At 41.2% G+C, this 4,237-nt stretch carries 1 protein-coding gene and 2 pseudogenes; all 3 read right to left on the bottom strand.

The genetic code is table 11. From position 1 onward, the window contains the following. Nucleotides 1-188: pseudogene (locus tag AFK68_RS07905) on the bottom strand (hypothetical protein); the annotation flags it as partial. A gap of 941 nt (nt 189-1,129) precedes the next feature. Beyond that, a pseudogene (locus tag AFK68_RS07910) lies at nt 1,130-1,331 on the bottom strand (AAA family ATPase); the annotation flags it as partial. Nucleotides 1,332-1,335: 4 nt separating this feature from the next. Next, complete coding sequence (locus AFK68_RS07915) at nt 1,336-3,804, bottom strand: ATP-dependent Clp protease ATP-binding subunit (protein WP_094672279.1); 2,469 nt, start codon at nt 3,802-3,804, stop codon at nt 1,336-1,338. Nucleotides 3,805-4,237: the final 433 nt, after the last annotated feature.

The raw sequence follows: 4,237 nt of genomic DNA on the forward strand, positions 1-4,237 counted from the left end.
CGACGACCTGGTGTAATTTCTGGCATTCCTCGACTATTTAAAGGAATTACCCAGAACCGTTTGACTTTTTCGGCTCCCTTCAGGCGACCTTGCCTGAGAAGTAACCTGAGTCTAGCAGTAGAAATATTTAAAAGAAATGCTGCTTCTGTTGTACCAACTTTATCTGGTTTAGTTTCTGTATCTTTCATAAACTGTTTCGGAACATATTAAAGATAAACTTGATGAGTATTTACCATCAAACCATAAAGAATTTAATTTGGCAATAATTTTTTGATTGTTCAGCAGTTTAATCTGACTCACCAGCAGGTATCCGCAAAAAATCCGAACAATAATCTTTTATCTTACTTACATAAACAGACTTAGTGTCTGAAAAATTATAGCAATGAGCGCTCAGGTATTTACAACTTCCAGCCAAACTACAGTAAGCGAAAAGGTATACAAAAAATAATGTGTAAATATGACAGAACACATTGCTATAGCAATCTTATGTGAGTTGTAAGATTTTAGTGCTAATCAGGAGTCATAAGTCGGGATTCAGGAGTCAGGAGTCAGAATATAAAAGGATTTTGGTTCATCTTAAATCTTCTTAAATTCTATCAAAATCATTCCTAATTGGTATATAGAAGCCCTAAGCGTATTTTGGCAAAGTTGCGAGTTTTTGGCTCAGTCCTCAGTCCTCGTAGGGGCGTTTCATGTCGCGCAGCGAAACGGCCGTTAGCTTCGCATAACTATCGTTAACGCCCGTACAGAAGTCAGGAGATTAATATAAAATCCTGATAATTACTATAGCCTGCGTCATTGCTACTGGAACGGAGTGGAATTAAGCAATCTCAGGAGTGCGCGGAGATTGCTTCCTATCGTCGCAATGACGACTATTCAACCGGATTTGATATAAGAAATAAAATAGGGGAAAAAGGTAGAAAAATGCCCCCATCTCCCAATCTCCCCATCTCCCCTACTCTCAATCTATAATTTTAAATAGATCCCAAATGGCTTCTATATAACTATTGGGTATAAAGTACATCTTTAAATAAACAACTTCATATAAAACCTCAAAACGGCGGAAAGCTAAAACTATCCGCCGTTTTACCATTAAAAATTAACTTCTGTTCCCAGAAGAAACCAAATCCTATTCAGCAACTTGAGGCACTAACTCTCGTTTTTCACCCTTAGAAACCGTAATCTGACCATCTTCTCCAACATCAACTACAGCAGTATCGCCTTCACCGACCTTGCCAGCCAGAATTTCCTCAGCCAAACTATCCTCAAGCAAACGCATAATTGCCCGACGCAAAGGTCTTGCCCCATAACTAGGATTATAACCCTCCTCANATCCTATTCAGCAACTTGAGGCACTAACTCTCGTTTTTCACCCTTAGAAACCGTAATCTGACCATCTTCTCCAACATCAACTACAGCAGTATCGCCTTCACCGACCTTGCCAGCCAGAATTTCCTCAGCCAAACTATCCTCAAGCAAACGCATAATTGCCCGACGCAAAGGTCTTGCCCCATAACTAGGATTATAACCCTCCTCAACCAACCGCTCCTGGAAGCGATCAGTAATTTCCAACGTAATACCTTTCTCCGTCAACCGACTAAAGACCTCTTTCAACAGAATAACAGCAATTTCCTTCACCTCATCCTTACTCAACTGACGGAACACAATAATCTCATCCAAACGGTTGAGGAACTCAGGACGGAAATACTGTTTCAACTCCTCATTCACCAAATTACGAATTCGGTTATACTGAGCATCAGCCTCATTTTCTGAGAACTCAAAACCAAGACCACCGCCTCCTTTTTCGATTACCTTAGAACCGATATTAGAAGTCATAATAATCAAAGTATTCTTAAAATCAACCGTCCGACCCTTCGCATCAGTCAAACGACCATCCTCCAAAATTTGGAGCAACATATTAAATACGTCAGGGTGTGCCTTTTCAATTTCATCAAACAGCACCACAGTATAAGGACGACGACGAACTGCCTCAGTTAACTGACCACCCTCGTTATAACCCACATAACCAGGAGGAGAACCAATCAACTTAGAAACAGTATGGCGTTCCATATATTCCGACATATCCAAGCGGATCATCGCCTCCTCAGACCCAAAGAAATATGCAGCCAAAGCCTTAGTCAACTCTGTCTTACCAACTCCAGTCGGTCCAGAGAAAACAAAACTAGCAATAGGTCGGTTAGGGTTTTTCAATCCCACTCTTGCCCGACGAATAGCACGAGATACTGCCTTGACAGCCTCCTCCTGACCAATCAAACGTTGGTGTAGAGTATCTTCCATGTGCAGCAACTTCTCAGACTCAGACTCAGTTAACTTATTCACCGGAACCCCAGTCCAACTCGCCACAATATGAGCAATATCCTCCTCAGTCACCATTGGAGAATCATCCTCAGTAGTAGAGTCGAGCTTTTTATTTTGAGCCAGAGAACGAATTTCCGACTTAATCTCCATTTCCCTGTCGCGCAACTCTCCAGCCTTATCAAAATCCTGAGAACGAACAGCCTCATCCTTCTCCTTCAGAAGTTGACGTAGCTCCTTATCCAACTCCTTAGCTGCGGGAGGCAATTGAGAATTAATCAACCGGACACGGGAACCAGCCTCATCTATCAAGTCAATAGCCTTATCTGGCAAATAGCGATCGCTAATATAACGGTCTGATAACTTAGCAGCAGCTTCCAAAGCAGTATCTAAAATTTTTAACTTATGGTGTTGCTCGTAACGTTCCCGTAAACCATATAATATCTCAATAGTTTCATCAACAGAAGGTTCACCAACCATAACTGGTTGAAAACGACGTTCCAGAGCTGCATCCCGTTCAATATGTTTCCGATACTCATCCAGAGTAGTCGCCCCTATACACTGTAACTCCCCACGAGCCAAAGCAGGCTTCAAAATATTCGCAGCATCAATAGCCCCTTCAGCAGCACCAGCTCCAATCAGAGTATGAACCTCATCAATAACCAGGATGACATTACCCGCAGAGCGAATTTCATCCATAATTTTCTTCAGACGTTCCTCAAACTCACCCCGGTATTTAGTACCAGCAACCAACAGACCAATATCCAGAGTAACCACCCGCTTTTCTTCGAGAATATCCGGTATATCATTATTAGCAATACGTTGTGCCAAACCCTCAGCGATCGCCGTTTTACCCACACCAGGTTCCCCAATCAAAACTGGGTTATTCTTAGTTCTACGACCGAGAATCTGAATTACCCTTTCAATTTCAGTTTGCCGTCCCACCACTGGGTCCAACTTACCCTCAGATGCCATTTGAGTCAGATTTGAACCAAACTCATCCAGAGTAGGAGTTTTTGTACGTCCACCCCCACCACCAGCAGTGACTTCTGCCGTTTCACCCAACATCCGAATTACTTGAGTACGGACTTTAGAAAGGTCTACCCCTAAATTTTCCAGAACTCTTGCAGCTACTCCTTCACCTTCTCGAATTAAACCCAAAAGTAGATGCTCAGTCCCAATATAGTTATGTCCTAATTGTCGTGCTTCCTCCAACGATAATTCCAAAACCCTTTTAGCTCTGGGAGTAAATGGGATTTCTACCGCCACAAATCCCGAACCACGGCCAATTATCTTTTCTACTTCAATCCGAGCATCCTTGAGATTAACACCCATAGATTTCAGAACCTTGGCCGCTACCCCTGTACCCTCTCCAATTAGACCCAGGAGTATTTGTTCTGTCCCCACAAAGTTATGTCCCAAGCGGCGAGCCTCTTCTTGGGCCAACATGATCACTTTGATTGCTTTTTCCGTGAAGCGTTCAAACATAATTTATTCCTATCTCTTAAAGTTGCCCTAATGGTTATTCTAGCGTGACATTTTTACTAAAGCTGTTTCCCACTTCTGGATCTTGAGACCAGAGATACATATCAAAATGTAAATTGATTTTACGATAGTAATCTTTCCAGTCCTATAATAAAGTTTTCCGTGGATAACAGTTTTTACCAAACTACTCGAAAACAAAATAGTCTAACTTAGTTTATTTAGAGTTAGTATTTAGAAAGTTTAGCTTAATAAACCAAGAATTCAGGTAGGGAAATCTCCTATCTGACCTCTTTCTAAATTGCTTTATACTATCTACCATTAATGGTATTGAAAGTTACTTTTTCTTAGCAACAATGTAATTTTAGTTTTTAAAGTATAGCTCAGGTTTTGAGCGTATATGATGGTTAAACTATCTATTTATTTTAAGAAAATATAA

This window comes from Hydrocoleum sp. CS-953 (assembly GCF_002260545.1).
In the GTDB taxonomy this organism is placed as follows: Bacteria; Cyanobacteriota; Cyanobacteriia; order Cyanobacteriales; family Microcoleaceae; genus Trichodesmium.